Here is a 25,333-nt window from a genome sequence, read left to right on the forward strand (position 1 = left end):
TTGTTTTTGTATGTGTAGTGTCGGGCCGACCCGTATCGGTGTTAATATAAATGGGCGGACCCGCCCGCGCGCTTACCCACCCCCCCCCCACGTCGAGGGGTGGGCGGTCAGAGCTCCAGGTTCAGGGACAGCTGGCCGAGGTCCTTGCCGGAGGGTGCCACCCGGAGCCCCGCCGGGGGAGCGGACATCGTCGCCACGCACGCCGGGCAGGGGGCGACCTCCGACGTCGTCAAGTCGACCGCCTTCCAGCTGCGGGACTCGCGCTCACCGCACGCCGAACGGCGGTAGCGGAGGTCGCCGGCGCGGGTCATCAGGTGGGCCAGCGGCACTTCTTCGGGCAGCACGCCGACCAGGTACCAGCGTGGCGCGCTCACCGCGGTGGTCGTCATGGCCGCCAGTCTCCGTCGCGGCCGGCGGGACTCGCGCGCATTTGCCGATCTTCGGCGTGGCGGCTCGCCGTCAGGCCGGCAGGTACCGGGTGATGTACATCAGCCCGCGCTCGTCGACCACCGACGGGTCGGGCGCTACGCAGGCACGCAACTCGGCCAGCACCGCGCCGGTGTCGAGGCCCGCGCCGATCAGCACCAGCTCCGTGCGCCGTGGCGCGCCGGACGGCCACGGTGACCGCTCGAGCTGGACGAACCCGCCGACCGTGTGCAGGTGGAAGCGCGCGTCGGCGGCGAAGTCCGCCTGGCCCTTCATCCGGTAGAGCCCGGCGGGTCGCCGTTCGAGGAACTCGACGAACGCGCGGGGAGCCAGCGGTGTCCCGGCGGTGAAGGTCACCGTGTCGTACCGCGCGTGCAGGTGCTGCGAGTGGTCGTGGTCCTCACGCAGGTCGTCGAAGGACAGCTGGCCGGCGCGCTCGCCGCGGGGTTCGGGGTCGAAGAACAGCCGCGGGTCGACGCGCCCCTGCGAGGTGACCAGCAGCGGACGGCCCGGCGCGAGCTCTTCGACCGTCGCGGTGACCTTGGCCAGTGCCTCGGCGGGCACCCGGTCGGCCTTGTTCAGCACCACCAGATCGGCCAGCCGCAGGTGGTCGGCCAGCTCGGGGTGACGCTCGCGGGCGGCCTCGAACTCGGCGGCGTCCACGACCTCCGCGAGCCCGCCGTAGCGGATGTCCGGGTTCTCGCTGGCGATCATCAGCCGGATCAGGTCGCGCGGCTCGGCGATCCCGCTGGCCTCGACGACGATGACGTCGATCCCCGCCTCCGCCGAGGAAAGCCGCCCCAGCATGGCGTCGAGGCCGCTCGTGTCGACCGCGCAGCACAGGCAGCCGTTGCCGAGCGAGACCATCGTGTCGACCTGGCCGGCGACGGCCAGCGCGTCGACGTTCACGCTGCCGAAGTCGTTGACCACCACGCCGACCCGGGCACCGTCGCGGTTGGCGAGCAGGTGGTTGAGCAGCGTCGTCTTGCCCGCGCCGAGGAACCCGGCGACGAGGACCACGGGGATCTTGCGCACGAAACGACTCTAACTCCGTGGCCGGCGCCGGCCATACACGGGTGAGCGCCGCCGGAGTAGGCCGTTCGCCGAATACCCTCGAAGAGACGCAGGTGTCCGCTGGGAAAGAATCACGCCGATTCGACCGTCCAAAGTGATCGATTGACGGAAAATGCGCTGCGACATGTCCGGATAACGCTTGGTAGCAGTTATTTTCGCGGCGTTTTCCCTGGCTGCGGCGGAATTCGGAGATCGGGTCGAACGTCGTTCACGTCCGGTGGATTGCGTTCGCGGGAACGTCGGGTACTGTCCCCCGCCTGGCCGGAGGTGCTGCTGTCACAGGGACTTCCGGCCTGTCCCGTTGTCGGCGACCATCGGAGGAACGGTGAACCTTTCCGTCGGGCTGCAGATCACGATTTCGGAGAGTGGGGTAGCGCCGTGACGGTTACACCCGAGCGGGTGAATTCCGCGCTGCCGATCTACCAGCGCGTCTCGGGAGAGCAGAGCGTCAATTCCGCGGAAGCGGAGGAGTTCCTGGACCGGATGTTCGCCGAAGGTGCCGCCGAAGAGGGCGATCGCTTCGAGACCCGGCTGGCGGAGGTCCGCGCGGAAATCGCCGAAACGGGCACCTACCGGCACACCGCGGCCGAGCTGGCGTACGGCGCGCGGGTCGCGTGGCGCAACTCCGCCCGCTGCATCGGCCGGCTGTACTGGCGCAGTCTCCGGATCCGCGACCGGCGCCGGGTCACCGACCCGGCCGCGATCGCCGGTGAGTGCGTCGCCCACCTCCGCCAGGCCACCCGCGGCGGCCGGATCCGGCCGACGATCACGGTGTTCGCCCCGGACGCGCCCGCCGGGGCCGGGCCGCGGATCCACAACGAGCAGCTGATCCGGTACGCCGGGTACCGCTTCGAGGACGGTTCGGTCCTCGGCGACCCGCGCTACGCGGAGTTCACCGAGCAGGTGCGAAGACTCGGGTGGCGGCCACCGGAGCGAAGAGGCTCCTTCGACGTCCTCCCGCTGCTGATCGAGGCGGACCCCGGCGATCCACGGCTGTTCACGCTGCCCGCCGACGCCGTCCTGGAGGTCCCGCTGACCCACCCCGACCACCGGTGGTTCGCCGGGCTCGGGCTGCGCTGGCACGCCGTGCCGGCGATCAGCAACATGCCACTGGAGATCGGCGGCGTCACCTACCCGGCCGCGCCGTTCAACGGCTGGTACCTCGGGTCCGAGATCGGCGCCCGGAACCTGGCCGACGAGCAGCGCTACGACCTGCTCCCGGTCGTCGCCGAGCTGATGGGCCTGGACACCGCGTCCGAGCGGACGCTCTGGCGCGACCGGGCGCTGGTCGAGCTGACGCTCGCGGTGCAGCACTCGTTCGACGCGGCCGGCGTGACGATGGCCGACCACCACACCGAGTCGCGGCGGTTCCTGTCCCACCTCGACCGCGAGGAGCGGTCCGGCCGCCGGTGCCCGGCCGACTGGAGCTGGATCGTCCCGCCGCTGTCCGGCGGCCAGACCCCGGTCTTCCACCGGTACTACGACCCGCCGGATCCCGCGCAGCGACCGGCCTTCCTTTCACCGGACTGAGTCGGACGGACGGGCCGGAACCCACGGAGAGCAACGTGGCAGCGCCCGTATGGCGGATCGTGCCCGACCCGCGGGGCAGTACCGGGCGGCAAGGCCGACAATGGGACGTATGACCGCAGTCCTCGTCGCCTACGCCGGGCGCCACGGCGGAACCCGGCAGATCGCCGAGGTCATCGCCGCCGAGCTCGGCGAAGCCGGCCTGAGCGTGGACGTGCGCGACGCCGCCGACGTCGCCACGGTCGGCCACTACGCCGCGGTCGTCGTCGGCAGCGCCCTGTACTACCACCGGTGGCGGCCCGCGGCCGTCCGGCTGCTGGAGCGCAACGCCCGCGCGCTCGCCGAGCGCCCCGTCTGGTTGTTCCACAGCGGGCCGTGCGGCCCGGGCGCGGCCACCCACCAGGTCAGCCTGCCGGCGAACGTGGCGCTGCTGGCCGCCCGCATCGACGCCGAGCGCACCGTCACCTTCGGCGGCCGGCTGGACCCGGCGACCGTGCGCGGCCTGATCCCGCGGCTGATGGCGTCGGGGCAGCGCGCGGGCGACTTCCGTGACTGGGACCGGATCAAGGCGTGGGCCCGCGACGTCGGCCGCCGGGTCCGCACGCGCGTCGCGCTCTGACTCTTGCCCGCGCCCGGTGGTGGGTGCTAGACCAGCCCTGAGGTCTTCCGGTGAAAAACCGACGGGACGGGGCAAACGTGACGGATCGGCAGGCGGCACCCGGAGCAGGCAAGAAAGCGCTTACATCCGATCAGCGCAACGCGTTCCTCGCGGCGCTGCTCGGCTGGAGCATGGACTCGTTCGACTACTTCCTCGTCGTGTTCGTCCTGGCCGACATCGCCAAGGACCAGTCCTTCGGCGCGACGGCGACGCAGCTGGCGTTCATCACCACGGCGACCCTGGTGATGCGCCCGGTCGGCGCACTGGTGTTCGGCCTCTGGGCCGACCGGGTCGGCCGGCGGATCCCGCTGATCGCCGACGTCCTGCTGTACTCGGTGGCCGGCCTGCTGTGCGCGTTCGCCCCGAACTTCACCGTGCTGCTCATCCTGCGGTTCGTCTACGGCGTCGGGATGGGCGGCGAGTGGGGCCTGGGCGCGGCGCTGGCGATGGAGAAGATCCCGGTCGCGCGGCGCGGGTTCTTCTCCGGCCTGCTGCAGGTCGGCTATTCGATCGGGTACCTGCTCGCGGCGCTCGCGTACCTGCTGTTCCACTCGGCTCTCGAACTCGAGTGGCGCTGGATCTTCGTGCTGAGCATCTTCCCGGCGCTGATCACCCTGCTGATCCGCGCGCGGGTGCGCGAGTCGGAGGTCTGGGAGACCACCCGGGAGAAGCTGCGGGTGACCCGGACGTCGGTCAAAGACGTGCTGCTGAACGGGAAGGTGATCCGCCGGTTCGGCTACCTGATCCTGCTGATGACCGCGTTCAACTGGATGAGCCACGGCACCCAGGACGTCTACCCGAGCTTCCTCAAGGCCCACGACAACGGCGGGGCCGGCCTCAGCGCGGCGACGAGCACGTGGATCGCGGTGCTCTACAACGTCGGCGCGATCATCGGCGGCCTGACGTTCGGCACGCTGTCGGAACGCCTGGGCCGCCGCCGGACCATCGTGACGGCCGCGGTGCTCGGCCTGCCGGTGATCCCGATCTTCGCGTTCGACCACGGTGCCGGGATGCTGGCGCTGGGCTCGTTCCTGATGCAGATCATGGTGCAAGGCGCGTGGGGCGTGATTCCCGCGCACCTCACGGAGATGTCGCCGGACGCGATCCGCGGCTTCTACCCGGGCGTGACGTATCAGCTGGGCAACCTGCTGGCGGCGCTGAACCTCCCGATCCAGCAGGCGATCGCGGAGTCGCACGGGTACACGTCGGCGCTCGTGTGGACGGTGGTGCCGGGGCTGATCGCGGTCGCCGTCCTCACCGCGCTCGGCAAGGAGGCCAAGGGGATCAGGTTCGGCGAGTCGGCGGTGGCGACGGCACCGGCGGCGAAGTAGCGCACCCGGAGCTGGACCCGCCGTTGAGGGTGATCACCTGGGGCACGGTCACCGAAAGGTCGTCAGCCTGGTCAGGAGATCGAGCCACTCGACCGCCTCGGCCGGTGTGGCGTGCAACGGCAGCGTCTCGTCCAGCCCCACCGCGTCGATCGCCCGGCGCACCACCGTGGTGCAGCCCGCGATCGCGAACGGGACGCCGGCGACGCGCGCGTCCCCGGTCGCTCGGACGAGCACCGCCAAGCCGCGGGCGGAGCAGTGGGCCGCGCCCGTCAGGTCCAGGACCAGACCTCGCGGCGCCAGGCCGATCTCCTCGGTGAGCCGGGACCCCAGCCGTCCGCTGCCGGCCAGGTCGATGTCCCCGCGGACGGCCAGGACGCTGACCTCGGCGGTCGTCGTGACCGCCATCGCCATCGCCGGCTCGGCGCGCGGGTTTGCGTAGTGGCGGGCCAGCAACGCGTCGATGTCCAGGCCGGCGGGGTAGGGCACCGCGTCGATTTCGCGGGCCCACGCGCGCAGCGCCGCCAGCACCTCGCGGTGCCGGGGGTCGTTCTCGGGCCAGGCCATACCTCTTACATCGTTCCCGGGGCCCCGGGCGCAACAGCGACGCCGGTCACGGGGTGACGAGACCGGCCTCGTAGGCGAAAATGGTCAGCTGGACCCGGTTGCTCACGTCGAGCTTCGCGAACGTCCGGGTGATGTGCGTCTTCACCGTCGCCTCGCTCAGGAACAGCTCCGCCGCGATGTCCGCGTTCGGCTTGCCCTGGGCGACCGCCGTCACGATTTCGCGTTCGCGGTTGCTGAGCAGCTCCAGCTTCGCCTGGGCCCGCGCCCGCCGCGGGTTGGCCCGCGCCGCCACGAACTGGCCGATCAGCTGCTTCGTCGTGCGCGGCGACAGCATCGCGTCGCCGTTCGCGACCACCCGGACGGCCTCGATGATCTCCTGCGGCGAGCCCTCTTTGAGCAGGAATCCGCTGGCACCGGCCGCGAGCGCTTCGAAGACGTACTCGTCGAGGTCGAACGTCGTCAGGATCAGCACCTTCGGCGCCCGCGGCTGGGCGAGCACCGCCGCCGTGGCGGTGAGGCCGTTCATCCGGCGCATCCGGATGTCCATGATCACGACGTCCGGCGCGTGCCGCGCCACCTGCTGGGCGGCTTCGTCGCCGTCGCCCGCCTGCGCGACCACTTCCAGGTCGGGGGTGCTGCCGAGGATCATCGACAGCCCGGTGCGGACCAGCGGGTCGTCGTCGACGAGCAGTACGCGCACGCTCACCCGCACAGCCTAGGGCGCGGGCGTCACCCAGGGGAGCGAGGCCCGCAGCACGAACGTCCGCTCGTCGACCGGCCCCGCGGCGAGGGTGCCGCCGAGCAGCGAGATCCGCTCGTTGACGCCGGTGAGCCCGGTGCCCGAGCCGGGCGAGGGCACCGGGTGCGGTGGCCGCGCGTTGACGACCTCGATCAGCAGCCCGGCACCCGGGGCGCCGCGCACCGACACCTCCGCGGGCGCTCCCGGCGCGTGCCGGAGGACGTTGGTGAGCGCCTCCTGGAGGATCCGGTAGGCGGCCGTGCCGAGCGGGGCCGGCGCCGTGGCGGCCTGGTCGAGCAGGACGGTGAGGTTGACGGCGAGCCCGGCCTGCCGGGCGCCGGTGACCAGGTCGGGGATGTCGGCCAGCGTCGGCTGGGGTGGTTCCGCGGGCCCGTCGGACGGCCGGTCCGCGTACCCCGGTCCGCGCAGCACGCCGATCACCTGGCGCAGGTCGTCGAGCGACTGCCGGGCGGTGGTCCGCACGGTCTTGGCCGCCTCCGCCGCGTCCGGGGTGGTGCCGCTGGTGACCTCGAGCGCGCCCGCCTGCAGCGAAAGCAGCGACAGCCGGTGCCCCAGGACGTCGTGCATCTCGCGGGCGATCCGCGCCTGCTCTTCCCGGCGCGCCACCTGGTCGCGCAGGGCCGCCTGCTCGGTGCTCACGCGCCGCGTCTCAGCCAGGCTGTGCCGGACGATCCCCACGGTCAGCGGGATCGCCGTGTACACCGCCGCGGTGAGGATGACGCCGATCAGCTCGGCGCCGGACGTCCCGGTCGAGATCCAGGCCTCCGAGAGGGACAGCTGCGCGTCCCGGCCGACGTCGCGCCACACCGCGAGCCCGGTCGCGGCGAACACGAGCGTCGCCGCGCCCCAGCGCCACCAGCCGGTGAAGTAGGTCGTGAGCGCGGCGAGGGCGATCAGCGCGGCCAGCGAGTCCGCGCGCAGCAGCAGCGGCGGCACGATCGCGATCCCGGTGACCACCAGGGGCCAGCGGTGCCGCCAGACGAGCAGGACCGCCGCGCCGATCCCGAGGAGCCAGCCGAGGATCGCGCCCGCCGTCGGCCGGAGGTCGTCGCTGCCGGCCACGCTGATCTCCAGCGCCAGGTTCGCGATCCCGCTCACCAGGCTCGCCGCGACCGCGAGCACAGTGCACGCCAAGCCCAGCACGGACCGTCCCATGGGGAAAGAGTACGGGCGGCCCCGTCCGCCTTTCCGCCGGTTCGCACGAGCGGCGGTGACGACTTTCGTCGTACGGGGTCGAGGCCTGAGGACGACGCGGGGCCGGCCGCCCCGCTGGTTTCCTGCTCGCCGTCAAGCAAAGGCGAAAGGAAATCCCCGATGACCGACTACACCCCGATCCAGCAGTACCCGGCTCCGCAGGCCGCGCCGCCGCGCAACGGCCTCGGCACGGCCGGCTTCGTGCTCGGTCTGGTCGGGCTGGTGTTCTCGCCGATCCCGTTCGTCGGCGTGGTCGCCTGGCCGCTGGTGGTGCTGGGGCTGATCCTGTCCGCGGTGGGCGTGGCGCGGGTGCGGGCGGGGAAGGCCACGAACAAAGGGCTTTCGATCGCCGGCGTCGTCGTGTCGGTGCTCGGCCTGGTGGTGAGCATCCTGTGGGTGGTGGTGATCGGCAAGGCCATCAGTGACGTGAACGACCAGGCCACCCAGCGCCACACCATCACCTACTCGGTGACCGGGGACTCGAAGACCGCCGACGTCGACTACAGCACCTTCGAACCGGCGGATTCGGTCAAGAGCGAGACCGGCGCGGCCGTGCCGTGGACGAAGACCGTCGAAGCCACCGGCTTGTTCATCGGTGCGTTCACCGTGACCACCGGCGAGGACGGCGGCTCGGTGACCTGCAAGGTCGTCGTCGACGGCAAGGAGGTCAAGACGGCGACCGCGTCCGGGGAGTACGCGGTGGCCAGCTGCACGGGCTTCTGACGGCCACGCCGTCAGGGGAGGGGTGGGTGGGACCCGGCGAGGGGGCGGGTCCCACCCACGGGGTCAGCCGCAGTGCTCGAACTCGCTGTCGAAGGCGCTGCCGCCGGTGGCGCCGCCCCACTTCACGCACTTGCCCGCCGCGGCCGCCTCCACCGGGCCGGCGAACCAGGAGAACGAGCCGGAGTCGGTCTGCCGCGTCGAGCCCTTGACCTCCAGGTAGGCCGAAGTCGCCGTGGGCGTCCCGGCGGCCGTGCTCTTCATCGCGGCGACGCAGTTCTGGCCGTTGGCCGCGTTGTAGGACAGGTAGACCGTGCCGGCCGTGCCGAGCGGCTTCGAGTCGAGCACGCTGAAACCGCCACCGCAGGCGGGAGCGCCGAGCGCGGCTTCGGTGACCGTGGCGTAGCGAATCGTGTCGTTGGCGTGGAGCTCCGGCCCCGCCTCGAACAGCACGCCGGCCGAGGACTGGGACAGCTGCACCATGTCGGAGTACGCGGCGTCCTGGCCCCACACGAGCAGGCTGCCCGCGGTGCCCGTCCAGTTGGCGCCTTCGTCGAACGACGAGTGCACCCGCAGCTGCTTGCGGCGGTCGCAAGTGGACGGTGCGGCGAACAGGATCCGGTTGTACTTGCCGCCGGTGTCGGTGGCGCTCATCCGGGCCGTCGAACCTTCGACGGTCGGGGCGACGAGGTCGGTGGCGAAGGCGAACTTCGAGCTGAAGGTCGCGCCGCCGTCCGAGCTGATCGCGAAAGCCCGGTTGTGCGTGCCGTCCAGCAGGCACTTGTTCCCGTCGTTCGCCTGGTTGCGCGCGGCGGCGTAGATCCGGCCGTCGATGAGCTCGGTGACGCTGATCTCCTGCGGGTTCATCGTGCTCGCGGCCGGCTTGTCGGTGGCCCCGAGGTGCCAGCTGGTGCCGTTGTCGTCGCTGTAGACCAGCGCGCCGATGTCCGAGTAGCTCATGCCGGCGACCAGCCGTCCCTTGTGGACACCGCGGGTGAGCACGATCCCGTGCGACGGCCCGGTGGCCAGCCAGCTCGGCGCGGCCGGGAACCCGAGCTCCGTGGTCAGCACCTTCGGCGCACCCCACGTCTTCCCGTTGTCCTCGCTGATCGACACGCGCGGGACGCGGCCACAGGCCGGGTTGGTGTAGCACTGCATGGTCGAGAGCAGCACGACCCGGTTGCTGCCCGGGATGACGATCGGCGCCGGGTTGCCCTTCGTGTCGCCGTTCGCCTTGATGACGGTCTGCAGCGCGCTCCACGTCTTGCCGCCGTCGGTGGAGCGTTTCAGCACGAGGTCGATGGCGCCGAGGTCGTTGCAGACGCTGGCGCCGCCGTTGCGGCCCTCGGCGAACGCGAGCAGCGCGCCGTCGTTGGCCTTGACGATGGTGGGGATGCGGTAGCAGTCGTGGCCCTCGGTGTTCTTGGTGAACACGAGGGTGCTGGCGACGTCGGCCTGCGCGGTGGCGGTGCCGATGGAAGCCGGGACGGCGACGGCGGCGCACCCCAGCAGCCCGGCCAGCAGGCCTCCGGCGATTCGGGTGATCTTCACGGTTCTCCCTCAGGTCGTTCTACGTCCTACGTCTCGGCGACAGCGTCGACCCGACCCGTACAAGACCCGTACAACCGCGCGTATAACGACCTATACGCGTCGGGGGGAAGAACGTCAGGTGAACGCGGCCAGCGTCCCGTACCCGGTCGCCAGCACCAGAAGCGTGGACAGGAGCCCCAGGAGCAGCGCGCGGCCGCCGCCGCGCAGGAGCGGGCCGAGCCGGACGGCGCACCCGAGGCCGAACAGCGCGCCGGCGAGCAGCAGCGTCGACGCCGTCTTCGCGACGTCGAGCGCGAAGGCCGGGACGAGCCCGGTGCTGCGGACGGCGACCATCGTCAGGAACCCGAGGACGAACAACGGCACGAGCGGCGTGTGGCCGCCGCGGCGGGTGCGTTCGGTGGCGCCGACGATCGCGACGACCGGGGCCAGGAGGACGACGCGGCTCAGCTTGACCACGATCGCGACCGCGACCGCGGCGGCGCCCGCCGGCCCGGCCGCCGCGACGACCTGCGCGACCTCGTGCACCGAGATCCCGGCCCAGGTTCCGGTCCTGGTCGCGTCCAAGCCGAGCGCGTGGGCCAGCAGGGGAAGCACGCCGAGGGCGAGGCTGCCGTAGCAGGTGACGAGCGCGACGGCGGTCGCGACGTCTTCGTCGTCGCGCTCGACCACGCCCTCCATCGCCGCGATCGCCGACGCGCCGCAGATCGAGAACCCGGTGGCGACCAGCAGGGCGAGGCCCCGCGGCACCTTGGTGAGCTTGCCGAGGCCGAGCGTGCCGAGGAACGTGACGGTGACGGTCAGCACCACCGCGGCGAGCGTGCCCGGGCCGAGCGCGAGCACGGTCGGGATGGCGAGCTGCAGGCCGAGCAGCACGACGCCCGCGCGCAACAGGCGTTTCGTGATCCGCGCGACGGCCTTCCGGTGTTCTTCGGTGAGCACCGGGGTGCTCCCGGCGACGATGCCCAGCACCACGGCGACGGTCAGCGCGCCCGCGACCGGCCAGACCGAGCTGAGCGCGTACGCCGCGGCGACGCCGAGCCCGGTGATCGCGAGGCCGGATGTCTTCGCCGCTGTCAGTGCCATGTTCTCAGCGTCGCCGTGTTCGCGCTTCCGCGGTAGCCGTCCGTGGGTGGGGAGGTCATAGACTGGGGCTATGACCGGACCGGACCTGGACTCGCTGCGCCTGCTGGTGCTCGTCGACGACCTCGGCAGCATCGGCCAGGCGGCCGGGGCGCTTGGCATCGCCCAGCCGTCGGCGAGCAAGCGGCTGTCCACTTTGGAACGACAACTGGGACTGTCCCTGGTGGACCGGACCCGGCGCGGCTCGGCGCTGACCCCGGACGGCCGGGTGATCGCCGGCTGGGCGCACCGCGTGCTGAGCGAAGTGGACGGACTGCGCACGGGCGCGGAGGCGCTGCGGACCCAGCGCGGCGCGAAGCTGCGAGTCGCGGCGAGCATGACGCTGGCCGAGCACTTCGTGCCCGCGTGGATCGGCGAGGTGAAGCGGATCGAGCCGGACACCTACGTCGGGCTCGAGGTGGTGAACTCCGAGCACGTCGCCGACCTGGTCGCCGGTGGCCGGGTGGACCTCGGGTTCGTCGAGTCGCCGGGGCCGTGGCCGGGCCTGTCCACGCGGCGGGTCGCGACGGACCGGCTCGTCGTGGTGGTCCCGGCCGGTCACCCGTGGGCGCGCCGGCGCCGGCCGCTCACGGCGGCCGAGCTGGCGGCGACGCCGCTGGTGGTGCGGGAGCCGGGTTCGGGGACGCGCGAAACGGTCGAGGCGGCGTTGCGCCGGGCCGGGGTGGGGTCGGTGACGCCGTTGCTGGAACTGGGATCGGCGTCGGCGGTGCGGAACGCGGTGATCGCCGGCGCCGGGCCGGCGGTGATCAGCGAGCTGGACGTGGTGCGCGAGGTCGCGGGCCGGCGGCTGGTGCCGGTCGCGGTGGCCGGGGTCGAGCTCGGCCGGGTGCTGCGGGCGGTGTGGCCGGCGGGCCGGCGCCTGGCGGGCCCGGCGGCGGAGCTGCTGACGCTGGCGGTCAAGTCCGGGACGGCTTGAGGTCCGTCGATCCTCGGTCACCGGGTTGCCCTCGATCGAACGGCGATATATCGTCGTAGTGTCGGCGATACGGCGAGTCGAGGAGGCAGTCATGGAGATGAGCGCGGGAGCGGGACGCATGTTCGGCGGTTTCGGGGGCGGCGGTGCGTCCGGCGGCCACGGGCCCGGTCTGGCCGGACACCACGTCCACGGTGGTTTCGGGCACCCGGGGCCCGGCCGGTCGGAGCACGGGGAGGGGCCCGGTGGCCGCCCGGATCATGGGCACGGCCACCACGGTCCCGGCGGTCACGGTCATCCGGACTTCGGCCATGGTCTGCCGGGGTATTTCGGGCCACCTGACCACGGCCTCGACATTCCCGGTCACGAAGACTGGGACGCTGGGCCCGGGCTGGCGCGCGGCGGGTTCCCGCCCCACCCGCCGCTCCCACCGCTGCCGCCGGGTCCGCCGGGTGGTCCCGGCTTCCCCGGTGCCCCGGGTTTCCCCGGCGGCCCCGGTTCCTTCGGCGGTCCCGGTGGCTGGGGTGGCGGGGCCGGGCCGTTCCAGCGGGTGCGGGAGTTCCGCGGGCGCGGCCCGAGCCGTCCGGTGCGGCCGGCCGTGCTGGCGCTGCTCGCCGAGGAGCCGATGCACGGCTACCAGCTGATGCAGGAGATCCGGCGCCGCACGAACGACCGGTGGCGGCCGAGCCCCGGCTCCGTCTACCCGATCCTGCAGCAGCTGGAGGACGAGGGCCTGGTCCGCACGGCCGAGACCGGCGGCCGCCGCGTCGCCGAGCTCACCGACGCCGGGCGGGAGCACGTCGCCGGCCGGGAGGCGGAGTTCGCCGCCTTGTGGGCCGAGCCCGAAGAGGAGCCCGGCGCTGACCGCTTCGCCGCGCTCTGGCACGCACTCGGGGAGCTGTCCGGCGCCGCGGCCCAAGTCGGCCAAAGCGGCACGGACGCGCAGGTGGCCGAGGTGAAGAAGATCCTCGCCGACGCACGCCGGCGCGTCTACGCCGTGCTGGCCGACGCCGGCCTGGAGGACGAGGACTGACCCGCGCTGGATGCCGCGAATGACTCATTCGCGGCATCCAGCGTCCCGAATGAGTCATTCGCGACCTCGCCGGGCGGATCGTCCACATCGGACGGTCCGCCCGCCGGGTAAGCTCGGGCCGCATGGAGGAAAAGGACTTCGCGGCGCACCTGACCGCCACCATGACCGGCAGCGCGCTCACCATGCTGATCGGCCTCGGTCACCGCACCGGGCTCTTCGAGGCGGCCGCCCGCGGACCCGCCACCAGCGGCGAACTGGCCGGGCGAGCCGGGCTCCGGGAGCGGTACGTCCGCGAATGGCTCGGCGCGATGGTCACCGGCGGCATCTTCACCCTCGAAGCCGGGCAGTACACCTTCCCGCCCGAGCACGCGAAGTTCCTGCTCGGCGAGACGACGTCGAACCTCATGCCGTCGCTGCTGACGCTCAGCGCGTTCACCGGCATCCTGCCCGACCTGGAACGCTGCTTCGCCGAAGGTGGCGGCGTCCCGAGGTCGGCGTACGGGCCCTACCTCGAAACCCTCGGCGCGAAGACCGGCGACAGCTGGAAGCACGTCTACCGCGAACACCTCGTGGACGGCTTCTTCGGCGCGGTCCCCGGCCTGAAGGACCGGCTCACGGCCGGGGCGCGCGTGCTCGACCTGGGCTGTGGCACCGGGAACGCCATCGCCGTGGCCGCCCGCGCGTTCCCCGCGTCGCGGTTCACCGGCCTCGACATCAACGCGAGCGTCGTCGAGCAGGCGCGGGAGACGGCCGCAGGGCTGCCGAACGCCGAGTTCGCCGTCGGGGACGCCGCGGAGCTGGCCGGCGAGTTCGACGTCATCACGGCGTTCGACGCGATCCACGACCAGGACCGCCCGGACGTCGTGCTGCGCCGGATCCGGGGCGCGCTCGCCCCGGACGGCCTGTTCTTCATGGTGGACACGAACTTCTCGAGCCACGTGGCGAACAACGTCGGCAACCCGCTGGCGGCCCTGTGCTACTCGATCAGCCTGATGTACTGCACGACGACCTCACTGGCCGAGGGCGGGGCCGCGCTGGGCGCGATGTGGGGAACCGAAACGGCGAGGGACATGCTCGCGGACGCGGGGTTCGGGCACGTCGACGTGCTCGGGTCCCCGCGTCCGCAGAACTGCATCTACGCCTGCCGGCCGTGAGTCACTGCTGGTACGGCGCCGCCGCGGCCTTCGCGGCCGTGACGAACGCGCCCTTGTTCTTCGGCCAGAACGTGCTGTCGACACAGGTGTAGCGGGGCAGGAAGCCACCGCAGGTGCCGCTCGAACCGCCGACCTCGAACGTCACGCTGGCCACGCCGAGCGTGCCGTAGGTGTAGTCGTCGGTGGTGCCGCTCGTGTCGTAGCCGACGGTCTCTTCGTTGGTGCCGACGAGGTAGCCGTTCGACGCCGCGTACTTCGCGCCGAGCTTGCGGTACTGCGCGTCGTTCGGCGAGGTGGCCTGCGTGAAGCCCCAGGGGATGATGATGTCGTTGCCGTAGCTGTGCAGCGTGATCATCGTGCCCTTGGCGGTCGACGGCGCCGGGTCGTTGTTCCCGGTGCCGCGCTGGTCCGGGAAGATCGAGCGGGCCAGCTTCTCCAGCGCCTGCGTCTCGGGCTCGGAGCCGGCGCTCGCACCCTGGTAGGTCTCGGCGCAGGCGGAGTTGGAGTCGCCGCCCCACTTGAAGGTCGAGTTGCGGTTGAGGTCGATGCCGATGTTCGTGCCGGTGCAGCCGCCGCGCGTGTTGTTCGCGTTCTTGCGCTGCAGCTTCGGCGAGTTGCCGCCGGAGGCGACGATGTCGACGCCGTCCGGGTTGGAGATCGGCACCACCCACACCTCGGTGGTGTCCAAAATGGACTTCGCGGTGGCGTCGGTGGCGTAGCCGTCGGCGAGGTAGTCGATCCACCGCCAGGCGAGCTCCCCGGTCGACAGCTCGCGCGCGTGGATCTGGGCCATGATGAAGAACTTCGGCTTCGGCGACGTCGTCGAGAGCGTGCAGTCGCCGGACTGCTTCTTGGTGAGGCAGATGGCCTGGATGTCGTGACCGCCCTGGCCCTGGGCCTTCTTCCACGACTGGCCGATCGTGTACTTCGTGGCCAGGTCCGGGTGCGCGGCGGCGACGGCGGTGAGGTGGTTCTCGTGCGCGGTGACGGTGCGGTACCCGCCGTAGAAGGTGTCGGCCGCCAGGGAGTTCGCCTGCGCCGGGAGTTCTTTGTAGACGGTGTCGAAGAACGACGGCCGGTAGCCCAGGGCGCGCAGCTGGTTCGCGACGGCCTGCCCGCCGACGACGTAGGCGGCCCCGGCGTCCCCTTCCTCGACGTCGAACCCGGCGTTTTCGAGGGCGTGCGCCTGGGCGGCGGTCGCCGGGACGCGCCAGAACACGGGGGTGTCGGCGGCGGGCTGCGCGGCCGCGGTGCCGCCGAGCAGCGCGGACAGCACGACACCGGTCGCCGCCATGGCGAGCCGGGACAGGGACCTTGACGCCATCGGGGGATCTCCTCACGGCCGCACGGATGGAGTTCCGGCCCGGGGCTCTCGGTCACCGGACCGGCACGCACAGTGTGTCGGTCCGGGACAAACCCGCCATACCCCCGAAAGTCGCGAAACCGGTCGCGCTCCGCCCCGCGGCGCCGCGCTCACTATGCTCGGAGTGGTCAGATCCGCTCCTCGTCCGGGGGTACCGCTTGCCGATCCACGAACTCGTCTTCCGGGGCAAACGCCTCACCAGCGATCACGCGCTGGTGATGGCGATCGTCAACCGCACCCCGGACTCGTTCTACGACAACGGGGTGACCTACCTGGAGGAGCGCGCGCAGGCGGCCATCGGCCAGGCGATCGAGGACGGCGCGGCGGTGATCGACATCGGGGGCGTGCCGGCCAGCCCGGGGCCCGAGGTGACGGCCGCGGAGGAGATCGCCCGCGTGCTGCCGACCGTGGAGTGGGCCCGCGAGCACTTCCCGGACGTCGTGATCAGCGTCGACACCTACCGCGCCGAGGTCGCCGACGCGGTGTGCCGGGCCGGCGCGGACCTGATCAACGACAACTGGGCCGCCTACGAGCCGGAGATCCTCGACGTCGCCGCGGAGCACGGCGCCGGGTACATCTGCGCGCACGTCGACGGCCTCGACCCGCGCACCGACCCGGTGAAACCGCAGTACGACGACGTCGTCGCCGCAGTCGTCAAGGACACCACCGAGCTCGCCGAACGGGCGGTCGCGAAGGGCGTGCCCCGCGAAGGCGTGATGATCGACCCCTGCATCGACTTCTCGAAGAACACCTACCAGTCCCTGACCATCCTGCGGAACGTCGACAAGCTGGTCGGCACCGGCTGGCCGGTGCTGATGGCGCTGTCCAACAAGGGCGTGGTCGGCGAGACGCTCGACGTCGCCATGGGCGACCGGGTCACCGGCACCCTCGCCGCCACCGCGCACGCGGCCGCGCAGGGCGCCGCGATGTTCCGGGCGCACCAGGTGCGCGAGACGCGGCACGTGACCGAGATGATCGCGAGCATCGTGGGCACCCGCCCGCCCAAGAACGCCGTGCGGTGGCTGTGATCCGGCAGATCTGGCCCCCGGAGCGCACCCGGGAGATCGGACCGGACGACCTCGAAGCCCTCTACCGCTTCCCGGACGTCGCGAAGTGGCTGGTCGTCAACTTCGTGTCGAGCACCGACGGCGCGATCACGGTGGGCGGCCGGTCCCGGCCGCTGTCCACCGCTCCCGACCGGATCGTCTTCAAGCTGGGCAGCGACCTGGCCGACGTCGTCCTGCTCGGGGCGGGGACCGCGGTGATCGAGGAGTTCGACGGCGTCCACCCGGACGCCGCGACGGCCGAGCGCCGCCGCCGCACCGGCTTGGCGCCGGTCCCGCCGATCGCCGTCGTCACCACGGGCCGCGGCCTGCCGCCGGACGCACCGGTGCTCACCCGGGCCGCGGTGCCGACGATCGTCCTCACCTGCGAGCGGGCGCCGGCGGACCTGCGTGCCGCCTGGCAGGCCGCGGGCGCCGAAGTGGTCGTCGCGGGCGAGGACGCGGTGGCGCTCGACGTCGCCGTGGCCGCCCTCACCGAGCGCGGTCTCCGGCGGATCGACTGCGAAGGCGGGCCGAGGCTGTTCGCGTCCCTGGCCGAGGCGGGCCTGGTCGACGAGTTCCGGCTGACCGTCGCGCCGTACCTCGTGGCCGGGACGGCGGACCGCGCCGCGGTGGGCGGCGCGTTCGACCCGCTCGAGCTGGAGCTGGCCACGGTCCTCACGGACGGTGCGAGCCTGCTGACCCGGTACCTGGTGCCGTGACGAGCCGGGGCCGGCCACCTCGGTGACCGGCCCCGGCTTCGCGAATCCTTACTTCTTCAAGCCGTGTTCGATGGACTCGATGATGCGCGGCCGCAGTTCGGCCGCGCTGATGATCGCGTCCACCGAGCCGACCTCCACCGCGCGCTGGATGCTGTGGACCCGGTCGAACTCCGCCGCCACCTCGCTGACCTTCTCCGCGCGCACCGACGACTGGAGCTCCGCCAGCTGAGCGCTCAAGGCCGCACGGGTGGTGGCGTCGGCCGTCTGGAGCCGGGACTGCAGCTCCGTCACCCGCGGGTCGTTCGCCGTGCGGGTGTTCACCTCGCCGGCGAACACCACCGCCGCCGCCGGGGCGCCGCCCAGCACCGAGGCGAACGAACCCTCCAGCGCCAGCACCGTCATGTTCGGGTTGAGCGCCTTGGAGAACACCACGAACGCGCCGCCGTGGTAGCGCGAGATCACGCAGAACACGATCGGGCCCTCGAAGTTGACGATCGCCCGGCCGATCTCCGCGCCGTACTCCAGCTGCAGCTTGCGCAGCGACTCCGGCGAGCCGTCGAACCCGGAGAGGTTCGCCAGCACGACCAGCGGCCGGTTGCCCGACGCCGCGTTGATCGCCCGTGCCGTCTTCTTCGACGACCGCGGGAACAGCGTGCCCGCGGTGTAGGTGTCCGGCCCGTCGGTGGGCGGGAACCCGCGGCGCGGCACCGAGCGCGACTCGATGCCGACCAGGCAGACCGGGCGGCCGCCGATGTGCACGTCCTGCACCGCGGACGTGTCGGCGTCGGCCATGCCCGCCCAGCGCTCCAGCACCGGGTGGTCCTGGTCCGACAGCGCGCGCATCACCGTGCGGATGTCGAACGGCTTCTTGCGGTCCGGGTTGTGCTCGACCGAGAAGATCTCGCCGACGGTCGTGAAGTCGGTGCCGGCGATCGCGTGCGGGAACGGGGAGACGTCGCGGTCGATCGGGTCGTTCGTGCCCACCTTCCGCGGCCCGGCCTCACCCGGCACGACGTACGTGTGGTCGTAGTGCGACATCAGCACTTCGCGGGCGGTCGGCAGGTTCGGCGCCCAGTACTGCGCCTGGCCGTTCGGGCCCATGACGCGGTCGTAGCCGCCGATGCCGAAGTTGTCCTCGGCCGACACGCCGCCGGAGAAGTCGAGGGCCTGCTTGCCCGTGAGCACCATCGCCGAGTCCGGCGTCATGATCAGGACGCCCTTGGTGTGCATGAGCATCGTGGCTTCGGCGTTCCAGTACGGCTGGGCGCCGACGTTGATGCCGTTGACCACGATGTTGATCTCGCCGCCGTCCTGGGTGAACGTGACGATCCGCTTGAGCGCCGCGGCGACCCAGTCCATGTTCTCGGTGCCCGAGGACATCGAGATCCGCGCGCCCGAGGACAGCGCGAACCACTCCAGCGGCACCTGCATCCGCTCGGCCAGGTCAAGTGCGGCGATAACGCGCGAGCACTCCGGTTCCGACAGCGCGCCCAGCGACTTCGTCGGGTCGCCGATCAGCACGACCCGGGTGACGCCCTCGGGGTGCCGCTCGGTCGGCGTCGTCACGACGCCCGCGACGATCGCCGCGGTGTTCTTGCCCTTCGGCCGGTCGACCGGCACCAGCGCACCGGCACCGTCGAAGTCGTGCTCGGCGAACGTGCCGGTCGGCCCGGACAGCAGCCCGGTCAGCTCGTACGGGTAGACCGTTCCGCGCCGCGCCGCGCGCAGCACCTTCAGACGGTAGTCGTCGAGCGGCTGCACCGGCTCGGTCGACGCCGGCCCGACGTGCAGCCGCGCGCCGTGCCCCGGGTCGAAGGTGATCCGGACGGCGAGCTCGGTCAGCTTGCCCGCCTCGGTGCGCCGGCGGGCCAGGAACTGGACCTCCTCCAGCCCGGCGCCGACCGACGTCGGCAGGATGCGCTGGACGAGCGTGTTCAGCTCGTCGGTGGTCAGCTCCGTCTGCGGCCAGACGTACATCATGATCCGGTTGGTGTCGAACCGCTTGTTCTGCGGCCGCTGCGCCTGGATGTTGCGGATCGCGTCGAGGCAGGCGGTGACCGCGTCCTCGAGCGCGGGCAGGGCGACCAGCCGGCCGTCGGCCTCGCGCAGCGGGGTCAGGTCGCGGACCTGGCCCATCGCGATCAGCCGCTCGTCGGCCGGGTTGCTCTTCGCCACGGCCTTGAAGAGGTAGATCTCCTCGTCCGCCGACGGCAGCCGGGTGAGGTCGAACTCGTGCAGCCGCTGCAGCTGCAGCCGCTGCGCGATCTGCGGGTGCAGGCCGCGGATCAGCCGGTCCTCGGTGAAGGCGGTGGAGCCACTGCCGTCGCGCCGGAACGTGAAGTGGTGGTGCATCACCGCGCCGCCGGTGCCGGCCACGGTGAGCACGACCCGCTGCACGCTCGCCGGCAGCGGGTGCTCGGCCAGCAGCGCGCCGAGCCGCTCCGCGGTCGCGTCCACCTCCGGCTGGTCCTCCCAGCGCAGGTAGAGGTCGGCGACGACGCCGTCGGTGGCGACCTCGCCGAGCGCGCGGATGGCGTCGGGCAGGGCGGCGATGTCGACGGCGGTGGTGACCAGCGGCAGCACGCCGTCCGGGGTGTTCAGCTGGGCGGTCAGCAGCCGGCAGCCGGCGAGGTCGCGCACGGTGACCGCGGACAGCCTGCGGTTGCCGTAGTAGCGGCGGGTCAGCACCTCCAGCAGCGGCGCGTGGTCGCGGCCGGGCCGGCCGATCCGCTGCCCGATCAGCCGGACGAGGGGCTGCGAGCCGGTGATCATGGCCTGGATCCGCTCGGCGCGGTCCGCGGCGTCCGGGTGCTGGTCGAGGTAGCGCAGCTCGGTGCGGACGGCGGCGTACACCTCGGCGCGGTGGCGGCGCAGCAGCGGCTGGGCGAACCAGCGGAACACCACGCCACGCGCCAGGTCGGACACCGCGGGGAAGCGCACCTGCGTGGCTTCGACGAGGTGCTCCAGGGTCAGCCCGGCACGGTCGCTCAGCGACTCCGCCGGCTGCGCCCCGGCCAGCCACAGCCGCAGCAGCTCCGAGACGACGGCGACGTCGGCCGAAGTCCGCTGCTGCGCCAGGAAGATCCGGAAGACCGCGGACTCGAGTTCGGGGGTGCGCTCCAGGTCGGCGACGCCGTAGTGGGCGAGCACCTTGGTCAGCTTGGCCTGGAAGCCTTCGGTGACGCCCGCGCGCTCGACGTCGAGGCTCTGCAGGTAGCTGTGGAAGAACTCGCGCGAGCTGTGCACCGCGCCGTTCGGCACCGCGTCGAGCTCACCGCCCGGGGTGTTGCGGCTCAGCTCGGACAGGTCGGCGAAGACGGTGAGCAGCTCCAGTTCGCCTTCGACCGGCCGGCCATCCAGCTCGGCCCGCGCGGCGACGTAGCCCGACAGGACGCGCTTGCGCTCCGACGGGTCCACGTCGAACCCGAGCAGCAGGCTGCGCAGGTCCTGGAGACCGCGCTCGACGCGGTCGGCCGCGGACACGCCGGCCGGCACCGGCGGCAGCTCGATCTCGACGGCCTCCGTCTCCTCGGCCGCCTCGTCCTCGGCGCCGTCGGTCAGGGGCTCCAGGCGCATCAGCGGCGCGCCGGTCTCGACCTGGCTGCCGACCGACACCGGGCACTCGCGGACGCGGGCCCGGAACGGTGCGCGCAGCACCGTCTCCATCTTCATGCTCTCCAGCACGAGGATCGGCGCGTTCGCTTCGACCTCGTCACCGACCGACAGCGGTGTCGCGACCACCAGCGCGGGCGCGGGGGAGCGGACGACGCCGCCTTCGTCGCGGCTGACGCGGTGGGTGACGCCGTCGACCTCGACGAGGTGGATCGGGCCGTGCGTGGCCGCGATCAGGCGGAACCGCTGCCCGTTGACCCGGATCTGGCCGCTGTGCGCGTCGAAGCGGTCGATCTCGATGTCGGCGTGGTGCACCTCCGACGTCCCGGCCGAGATGCCGATGCGGAAGCGCTTCTGGCCGATGCGGGCCACGCCGACGCGGTAGCCGACGCCACGGAGCTTGAGGTCGAGCGGGCGGCCGGTCTCGTGCTGGACCTGCGGGCGGCCGCCGTGCGCGGTGGCCAGCAACCGCTGGACGGAGATCTCTTCCTCGTCCTCGTAGGCCTCGATGGCGGCCGCGGCGAGCGCGACCGCGGAGTGCCGGTGGGTCACCAGGCGGCCTTCGGCGCGGACGCGGTCGATCCAGCCGGTGTCGGCGCTCGCGTCGATCACCTCGGGCTGGTCGAGCAGGTCGAGCACGAAGCTCTTGTTGGTCGCGCCGCCCTCGATGATCACGGTGGTCTCGGCCATCGCGCGGCGCAGGCGGCCGAGCGCCTCGTCGCGGTCGCGGCCGTAGGCGATGATCTTGGCGATCATCGAGTCGAAGTCGGCGGGGATGGTGTCGCCCTCGCTGACCCCGGTGTCGACGCGGATGCCCGGCCCGGCGGGCAGCGCCAGCCGCGCGATGCGGCCGGGGGAGGGGGCGAAGTCGCGGTCGGGGTCCTCGGCGTTGAGCCGGGCTTCGACGGCGTGGCCGAGCTCGGCCGGCTGGGCGCCTTCGAGCTTGCCGCCGCCGGCGACGTGCAGCTGCAGCTTGACCAGGTCGGTGCCGGTGGTGATCTCGGTGATCGGGTGCTCGACCTGCAGGCGGGTGTTGACCTCGAGGAAGGCGAACAGCTTCTCGCCGGGGTGGTAGAGGAACTCGACGGTGCACGCGCCGCGGTAGCCGACGGCGACCGCGAGGCGCTCGGCCGACGTCTTCAGCTCGGCGGTCTGCGCCGGGTCGAGGACGGGGGAGGACGACTCCTCGATGATCTTCTGGTTGCGCCGCTGCACCGAGCAGTCGCGGACGCCGAGCGCCCACGCCGTCACGCCGTCGGAGATCACCTGGACCTCGACGTGCCGGGCGCCGGTGACCAGGCGCTCGAGGAACACGACGCCGGAGCCGAACGCGCGCAGGGCTTCCTGGCTGGTGCGCTCGTACGCGTCGGCGAGGTCTTCGCCGGAGGCGACCATGCGGATGCCGCGCCCGCCACCGCCCGCGGTGGCCTTGAGCATCAGCGGGTAGCCGATCCGGTCGCCGGCCTTCAGCGCGTCTTCGAGGGTGGCGACCTCGCCGCGGCTCCACGGCGCGACCGGCACGCCGACCTCTTCGGCGATCAGCTTCGCGCCGATCTTGTCGCCGAGCTTGCGCATCGCGTCCGCGCTCGGCCCGACGAAGGTGACGCCGACCTTCTCGCACAGCTCGGCGAAGGCCGGGTCCTCGGCGACGAAGCCCCAGCCGACCCACGCGGCGTCGGCCTTCGTCTCGACGAGGGCCTTCTCCAGCTTGGCCAGGTCGAGGTAGGGGCGGGCCGAGGCCGGACCGAGGTCGTAGGCCAGGTCGGCCTCACGGACGAAGGTGGCGGTGCGGTCCGCGTCGGTGTAGAGAGCGACCGTCTCGATCTTCGTACCGGTTTCCGCCGACAGATCCCGGACGGCGTGGATGAGCCGCATCGCGGCCTCTCCGCGGTTGACGATGGCGACACGATTGAACACCGGTTGAGCCTCCCAAGTACCCACGCACAGAAGGCGACGCACCTGTCCTGGGGCGTCGCCTGCACCTGTCTACACCCTGCTGGATTACCGCCGGGTAGACCAATGTCCGCGATGACGCATGCCAAGGCGGTTGCTTTGTGGGAACCCCACAAAAAGCGACCGGGGCCACACTGCCACGGACGCTTTTCTCGCGAGGACTGCCACAAAGCACGGTGCGCAGCTTACGGCGCGAACCAGTAGGGAAACATCCGGTGGCGCGGAGATAAGGGGTGGGGTTAGGAGGCCAGGAGTACGTCGGACTCCAGCACCTGGCCCAGCTCGCGGCGTTCGGCTTCCGACAGGGGCACGGCGGCGACGCTGCACCGGCCGTCCGGGCCCGGGGCCGTCGTGATCGCCAGCACCGGTTTTCCGTCGATCTCGCGCAGGGTCACCCGGCCGCCGCAGGAGAGGTCCACGGTGATCCCGGGGCGATCGCGGTGCCTGCCCAGCCAGCGGCTGACGAAGTCGAAGGTCATCGCGGTCTCCCCTTCGGTACGAACACTCCCCTTGACGCACAGGTGTCGTGGGTTAATGCCCCGGATACATCGCGTTCACACCCGATCCGGGTCGAAAAGTCGGCCATGATGGCGGGATGAAACTGGGGCAGCTGGCGTCGACGGCGCGGGACCTGTTCACCGCGAAGCTCGTCTACGGGGATCCTGTCGAGCGCGACGGGACGATCGTGATCCCGGCCGCGGCCGTCTTCGGTGGTGGGGGCGGCGGCGCGGGCGACACGGACGCGCTGCCGGTGCGGGAAGGTGCCGGGTTCGGGGTGGTCGCCCGGCCCGCCGGCGCCTTCGTCGTCCGGGACGGCGCGGTGACCTGGGTGCCCGCTGTCGATCGCACCCGGTTGGGGCTCGCCACCGCCGTCACCGTCGTCGTGCTGGCCCGCATCCTTTCGCGGCGCGCCAAGTCCTGACCCGACGCCGTAAGTTCACCGCCGGTTCCCGCCGGCGTTCTCGTTCACGGCCTAGCGTCGGGACGTCTTTCGATGCGGAGGTACGCATGAGTTCTGGGGACTTCAGCCGGCGCGCGCTGCTGCGCGCGAGCGGCGTCGCGGCGGCCGGGGCGGCTGGGGCGGCCTTGGGGATGCTGCCCGGGGTCGCGTTCGCCGACCAGCCGGGCGGCACCGGCAGTCAGACCCGGACCGTCACCGGCACCCTGAAGCCGGACGTCCCGGACTGGTACTACCTGCCGGTCGACGTCCCGCGCGGGGTGCGGCAGATCGACGTCGTCTACTCCTACGACAAGCCCCAGGTGCCCGCCGGCACCCGCGGGAACGCCTGCGACATCGGCATGTTCGGCCCGGAGGGCCACGAGCTGGGCACCGCCCGCGGCTTCCGCGGCTGGTCCGGCGGCTTCCGCGACCGGTTCTCGATCAGCGCGTCCGAGGCGACGCCGGGCTACCTCGCCGGGCCGATCAAGCCCGGCCGGTGGCACGTCATCCTGGGCCCGTACACCGTCGCGCCGCAGGGCCTGAACTTTCAGGTGGACGTCACGCTGACCTTCGGCCCGGACGCCGCGCCGTTCAAGCCGAACCCGGCGCCCGAGTCCGCGCCCGCTCGCGAGCGCGGCCGTGCCTGGTACCGCGGCGACGGCCACCTGCACACCGTCCACTCCGACGGCCGCCGCACCCCGGAGCAGCTGGTCGCCGACGCGCGGGCCGCCGGGCTCGACTTCGTGGTCTCCACCGACCACAACACGTCCAGCTCGCAGCTCGTGTGGGGTCGGTACGCCACCGACGACCTGCTGATCCTCAACGGCGAAGAGGTGACGACGCGGTCCGGGCACTGGCCCGCGATCGGCCTGCCCGCCGGCACGTGGATCGACTGGCGCTACCGGGCGGCCGACGCGGCGGACTTCCGCCGCTTCACCGACCAGGTGCACCGCGCGGGCGGCCTGGTCACCGCGGCGCACCCGTTCGCCAACTGCTTCGGCTGCACCTACGAGTTCGCGTACGAGATCGCCGACCTCGTCGAGGTCTGGAACGGGCCGTGGACCCAGGACGACGAGGCGAGCGTCATCCACTGGGACGGCCTGCTGCGCGGCGGCCGGTTCATCCCGGCGATCGGCGACTCCGACGCGCACAACCCGGACCAGCGCGTCGCGCTGCCGCACACCGTCGTCCTCGCCGACCGGCTGCGCCGCAAGGAGCTCCTGGCGGGGCTGAAGGCGGGGCGGTCGTGGCTGGCCGAGTCGTCGGCGGTCCAGCTGGACTTCACGGTCTCCGGCGGCGGTCGCACGGCGGGCATCGGCGAGCGGCTGCCGGTGGGTACCGGGACGCCGGTGACGGTGCGCGCGGTCGTCGGCGGCGCCCCGGGAACGACGGTGACGTTCCTCGACCAGCTCGGCCCGGAACACACCGAGACCATCGGCGACTCGGGGGCCGCGACGGTGACGTGGACGACGTACCCGCGGTACTCGCGGTGGGTCCGCGTCGAGGTGCGTCGCCCGTCCGGGGGCCCGAACACGACCCAGCCGAACGCCATGGTGGCGATGTCCAACCCGATCTTCCTCGGCGCCGGTCACTGAACCTCCACCCGGTGCGCCGCGTCCTGCCTTTGACAGACTGGGGCGAACGGGTGAAGGCGA

21 protein-coding genes are annotated in these 25,333 nt (G+C 72.2%); 11 read left to right on the plus strand and 10 right to left on the minus strand.

Features of this window, described 5'->3' with window-relative positions:
• Positions 1-107: 107 nt before the first annotated feature.
• Both AB0C38_RS45870 and AB0C38_RS45875 read right to left on the minus strand, forming a co-directional pair.
• Positions 108-389 (minus strand): hypothetical protein, encoded by a 282-nt coding sequence (locus AB0C38_RS45870; protein WP_360686686.1) that lies wholly within the window; start codon positions 387-389, stop codon positions 108-110.
• Positions 390-459: 70 nt separating this feature from the next.
• Positions 460-1,461 (minus strand): GTP-binding protein, encoded by a 1,002-nt coding sequence (locus tag AB0C38_RS45875; protein ID WP_360686689.1) that lies wholly within the window; start codon positions 1,459-1,461, stop codon positions 460-462.
• A gap of 417 nt (positions 1,462-1,878) precedes the next feature.
• Between AB0C38_RS45875 and AB0C38_RS45880 the strand changes: the two genes are divergently transcribed.
• The 3 genes from AB0C38_RS45880 to AB0C38_RS45890 all read left to right on the plus strand — a co-directional run bounded on the left by AB0C38_RS45880 (position 1,879) and on the right by AB0C38_RS45890 (position 5,016).
• Entirely contained in the window at positions 1,879-3,030 is a 1,152-nt protein-coding gene (locus AB0C38_RS45880; protein WP_360686692.1) for a nitric oxide synthase oxygenase, read from the plus strand.
• 109 nt (positions 3,031-3,139) lie between these two features.
• Positions 3,140-3,646: a flavodoxin domain-containing protein gene (locus tag AB0C38_RS45885; RefSeq protein ID WP_360686695.1), complete on the plus strand. Its 507-nt coding sequence runs from the start codon at positions 3,140-3,142 to the stop codon at positions 3,644-3,646.
• Positions 3,647-3,723: 77 nt separating this feature from the next.
• On the plus strand, positions 3,724-5,016 hold the full coding sequence (locus AB0C38_RS45890; RefSeq protein ID WP_360686698.1) for an MFS transporter: 1,293 nt from the start codon (positions 3,724-3,726) through the stop codon (positions 5,014-5,016).
• Positions 5,017-5,064: 48 nt separating this feature from the next.
• On the opposite strand, the gene AB0C38_RS45895 is transcribed toward AB0C38_RS45890, so the two are convergent.
• Genes AB0C38_RS45895 through AB0C38_RS45905 form a run of 3 tightly spaced genes read right to left on the minus strand, consistent with a single transcriptional unit; the run spans position 5,065 to position 7,495 of the window.
• The gene (locus AB0C38_RS45895; RefSeq protein ID WP_360686701.1) at positions 5,065-5,580 is read right to left on the minus strand and encodes an STAS domain-containing protein; all 516 of its coding nucleotides are present in this window, start codon (positions 5,578-5,580) and stop codon (positions 5,065-5,067) included.
• A 46-nt stretch (positions 5,581-5,626) separates the two neighbouring features.
• On the minus strand, positions 5,627-6,286 hold the full coding sequence (locus AB0C38_RS45900; RefSeq protein WP_360686704.1) for a response regulator transcription factor: 660 nt from the start codon (positions 6,284-6,286) through the stop codon (positions 5,627-5,629).
• Positions 6,287-6,295: 9 nt separating this feature from the next.
• Positions 6,296-7,495 (minus strand): histidine kinase, encoded by a 1,200-nt coding sequence (locus AB0C38_RS45905; RefSeq protein ID WP_360686707.1) that lies wholly within the window; start codon positions 7,493-7,495, stop codon positions 6,296-6,298.
• A gap of 159 nt (positions 7,496-7,654) precedes the next feature.
• On the opposite strand from AB0C38_RS45905, the gene AB0C38_RS45910 reads away from it, so the two are divergent.
• Positions 7,655-8,257, plus strand: coding sequence for an MmpS family transport accessory protein (locus AB0C38_RS45910; RefSeq protein WP_360686710.1), 603 nt, complete (start codon positions 7,655-7,657; stop codon positions 8,255-8,257).
• 63 nt (positions 8,258-8,320) lie between these two features.
• Here AB0C38_RS45910 and AB0C38_RS45915 read toward each other — a convergent pair whose 3' ends face one another.
• Positions 8,321-9,805, minus strand: a complete 1,485-nt coding sequence (locus tag AB0C38_RS45915) for a sialidase family protein (protein WP_360686713.1) — start codon at positions 9,803-9,805, stop codon at positions 8,321-8,323.
• 114 nt (positions 9,806-9,919) lie between these two features.
• Positions 9,920-10,888 carry a putative sulfate exporter family transporter gene (locus AB0C38_RS45920; protein WP_360686716.1) on the minus strand — a complete coding sequence of 323 codons (969 nt, stop codon included), beginning with the start codon at positions 10,886-10,888 and terminating at the stop codon, positions 9,920-9,922.
• A 70-nt stretch (positions 10,889-10,958) separates the two neighbouring features.
• Here AB0C38_RS45920 and AB0C38_RS45925 point away from each other — a divergent pair, with 70 nt between their 5' ends.
• From AB0C38_RS45925 to AB0C38_RS45935, 3 genes are all read left to right on the plus strand, one after another.
• Positions 10,959-11,861 carry a LysR family transcriptional regulator gene (locus tag AB0C38_RS45925; protein ID WP_360686719.1) on the plus strand — a complete coding sequence of 301 codons (903 nt, stop codon included), beginning with the start codon at positions 10,959-10,961 and terminating at the stop codon, positions 11,859-11,861.
• A 91-nt stretch (positions 11,862-11,952) separates the two neighbouring features.
• Positions 11,953-12,891 carry a PadR family transcriptional regulator gene (locus tag AB0C38_RS45930; RefSeq protein WP_360686722.1) on the plus strand — a complete coding sequence of 313 codons (939 nt, stop codon included), beginning with the start codon at positions 11,953-11,955 and terminating at the stop codon, positions 12,889-12,891.
• 122 nt (positions 12,892-13,013) lie between these two features.
• On the plus strand, positions 13,014-14,045 hold the full coding sequence (locus AB0C38_RS45935) for a class I SAM-dependent methyltransferase (protein WP_360686725.1): 1,032 nt from the start codon (positions 13,014-13,016) through the stop codon (positions 14,043-14,045).
• A gap of 1 nt (position 14,046) precedes the next feature.
• On the opposite strand, the gene AB0C38_RS45940 is transcribed toward AB0C38_RS45935, so the two are convergent.
• Positions 14,047-15,369 carry a M14 family zinc carboxypeptidase gene (locus tag AB0C38_RS45940; RefSeq protein ID WP_360686728.1) on the minus strand — a complete coding sequence of 441 codons (1,323 nt, stop codon included), beginning with the start codon at positions 15,367-15,369 and terminating at the stop codon, positions 14,047-14,049.
• 203 nt (positions 15,370-15,572) lie between these two features.
• On the opposite strand from AB0C38_RS45940, the gene folP reads away from it, so the two are divergent.
• Positions 15,573-16,436 (plus strand): dihydropteroate synthase, encoded by an 864-nt coding sequence (gene folP, locus AB0C38_RS45945; RefSeq protein WP_360686805.1) that lies wholly within the window; start codon positions 15,573-15,575, stop codon positions 16,434-16,436.
• The gene (locus tag AB0C38_RS45950; RefSeq protein WP_360686808.1) at positions 16,433-17,173 is read left to right on the plus strand and encodes a dihydrofolate reductase family protein; all 741 of its coding nucleotides are present in this window, start codon (positions 16,433-16,435) and stop codon (positions 17,171-17,173) included. The genes folP and AB0C38_RS45950 overlap by 4 nt, the downstream gene beginning before the upstream one ends.
• Positions 17,174-17,221: 48 nt before the next feature.
• Here the strand turns inward: AB0C38_RS45950 and AB0C38_RS45955 are convergent, their stop codons facing one another.
• Positions 17,222-22,702, minus strand: a complete 5,481-nt coding sequence (locus AB0C38_RS45955) for a biotin carboxylase N-terminal domain-containing protein (RefSeq protein ID WP_360686731.1) — start codon at positions 22,700-22,702, stop codon at positions 17,222-17,224.
• Between the two features lie 275 nt (positions 22,703-22,977).
• Positions 22,978-23,217: a hypothetical protein gene (locus AB0C38_RS45960; protein WP_360686734.1), complete on the minus strand. Its 240-nt coding sequence runs from the start codon at positions 23,215-23,217 to the stop codon at positions 22,978-22,980.
• 116 nt (positions 23,218-23,333) lie between these two features.
• Between AB0C38_RS45960 and AB0C38_RS45965 the strand changes: the two genes are divergently transcribed.
• Positions 23,334-23,660 (plus strand): spore germination protein GerW family protein, encoded by a 327-nt coding sequence (locus tag AB0C38_RS45965; protein ID WP_360686737.1) that lies wholly within the window; start codon positions 23,334-23,336, stop codon positions 23,658-23,660.
• 86 nt (positions 23,661-23,746) lie between these two features.
• Positions 23,747-25,273: a CehA/McbA family metallohydrolase gene (locus AB0C38_RS45970; RefSeq protein WP_360686740.1), complete on the plus strand. Its 1,527-nt coding sequence runs from the start codon at positions 23,747-23,749 to the stop codon at positions 25,271-25,273.
• The last annotated feature ends 60 nt before the right edge of the window (positions 25,274-25,333 follow it).

Origin of the sequence: Amycolatopsis sp. NPDC048633 (assembly GCF_040650695.1) — a bacterium.
In the GTDB taxonomy this organism is placed as follows: Bacteria; Actinomycetota; Actinomycetes; order Mycobacteriales; family Pseudonocardiaceae; genus Amycolatopsis.